At 68.6% G+C, this 1,681-nt stretch carries 3 protein-coding genes; all 3 read right to left on the minus strand.

The genetic code is table 11. The features are described 5' to 3' along the window. Positions 1–57: 57 nt before the first annotated feature. Positions 58–480, minus strand: a complete 423-nt coding sequence (locus ACRDUX_RS17600) for a nitroreductase family deazaflavin-dependent oxidoreductase (RefSeq protein WP_526415302.1) — start codon at positions 478–480, stop codon at positions 58–60. Positions 481–538: 58 nt separating this feature from the next. Next, a complete protein-coding gene (locus ACRDUX_RS17605; protein WP_526415303.1) occupies positions 539–1,156 on the minus strand; it encodes a maleylpyruvate isomerase family mycothiol-dependent enzyme in 618 nt (205 codons plus the stop codon). 9 nt (positions 1,157–1,165) lie between these two features. Continuing rightward, on the minus strand, positions 1,166–1,681 hold a 516-nt coding region (locus ACRDUX_RS17610; RefSeq protein ID WP_526415304.1), incomplete at its 5' end, for a DegV family protein.

The following is a 1,681-nucleotide window of genomic DNA, read 5'->3' on the forward strand; positions in this document are numbered from 1 at the left end:
CTCAAGGACCTGCCCCCGGTGACCGGGCGCTTCGTCGGCTAGCGACCCGGTGGACGCCTACTCGATGACGAATACCGGAATTTGCCGCGTCGTCTTGGTCTGGTACTCCGCGTAGGGCGGGTAGGCCGCGACGGCGATCTCCCACCAGTGCTCGCGCTCGGCGCCTTCGATCTGGCGTGCGGTACCGGTGAAGACCTTGTCACCGTCCTGAACCGTCACTTCCGCGTTGGTCACGACGTTGAAGTACCAACTCGGGTGTTTGGGATCGCCACCCTTGGAGGCGACCATCGCATAGCGACCGTTCTCCTCGACACGCATGAGAGGCACGTAACGCTTCTTGCCAGATTGGGCGCCGGTCGTCGTGAAGAGGACGACGGGTCGATCGAGGACCTCGACGCCGTCGGTGGTGCCCTGCGCCAAGATGCGCTCGGTCTGGTCGCGGACCCATTCAGTGGGGCTCAGTTCGGCTTGTTCGCTCACGCCAACTGCAAACACCGCAAGCGCCCGAACAATTCCTCGGCGCCCGCGCGACCGGTACTCAGAGTCGGGCAGCGAGGGTGGCCGTGCCAGGCCCGTCGAGTTCCGGCAGGGCGGCACGGCGGCCGCCCATGATCATCAGCAGTGCCTCGCCGGCGCCCCGGACCTCCGGCCCCTTGCCGTAGGACCAGTCGAGATCGGTGGCGACCAGCCGAACTCCGCGGGCCCGCCAGGCGCCGCGAATGGTCGGTGCGTACCGCACGAAATCCAGCGCGACGCGAAGGCGCGCGGCGGGGATCTCCCGCGGCAGACCCAGCGGACGCCGAATGTCCTGTTGATGAATCATGTTGTCGGTCAACGCGACCCTGCCACCGAACCCCGCACCAAGGCCGTGCGGCTCGGCATTGTCACGCAGCAAGCCGATGATGCGGTCGGTCGAACTTCCCGCGAGATCGGCCACCGCGATGGCATTGATGCGGTCCGTCTGCAGTCGGCCCTTCAGGAAGCGAGCCGCGAGGTCGCGCGTCGAGCATCCCTCGAAGCTCACGCAATGAGCGGCGACGTCGCGGACGGTCCAGCCCGCGCACAACGACGCGCTCTCCCACTGCCCGGAGGTCAGACCGGCGAGAAAGTCGGCGAAGTCCAGCCGCTCCTGGCGCGCCAAGTCCTCGTGCGTCACCGAACCTCCTCAATCCTGCACCGTCACGCACACTCCGACGGCTCCGCCGCCGACGTGTACCGAGAGCACCGGGCCCATGTCGGTGATCGACATCGAGCCGACCTGCGGCAGTCGCGCGGTGAGGGCGGCGCCGATCTCATCGGCCCCGTCGTGGTTGTCGACGTGGTGCACGGCGATCGTCGCGGGCCGGTCGCCCACCACGTCGGTCACTGCGTCGATCAACGCCGCGTGCGCCTTGGAGACGGTCCGAATTCGCTGAGAGAGCACCAGGCGGCCGTCGACGTCAACGTGCAGCAGCGGCTTCAGGGAGAGTGCCGTGCCCAACCACGACGCGGCAGTGCCGATCCGGCCACTGCGCCGCAGGTTGTCGAGCCGGTGCACGACGATGAAGGCCCGGCCACGCGGCACGGCGGACCTGGCCGCAGCCTCGACGGTGTCCAGGTCCTCGCCCGAGGCCGCCGAGCGGGCCGCCGCCATGGCCACGAACCCGACCCCAGCTGCCGCCGACCGGGCATTCACCACGCG

Origin of the sequence: Mycobacterium sp. (genome assembly GCF_050701675.1) — a bacterium.
GTDB lineage: Bacteria > Actinomycetota > Actinomycetes > Mycobacteriales > Mycobacteriaceae > Mycobacterium.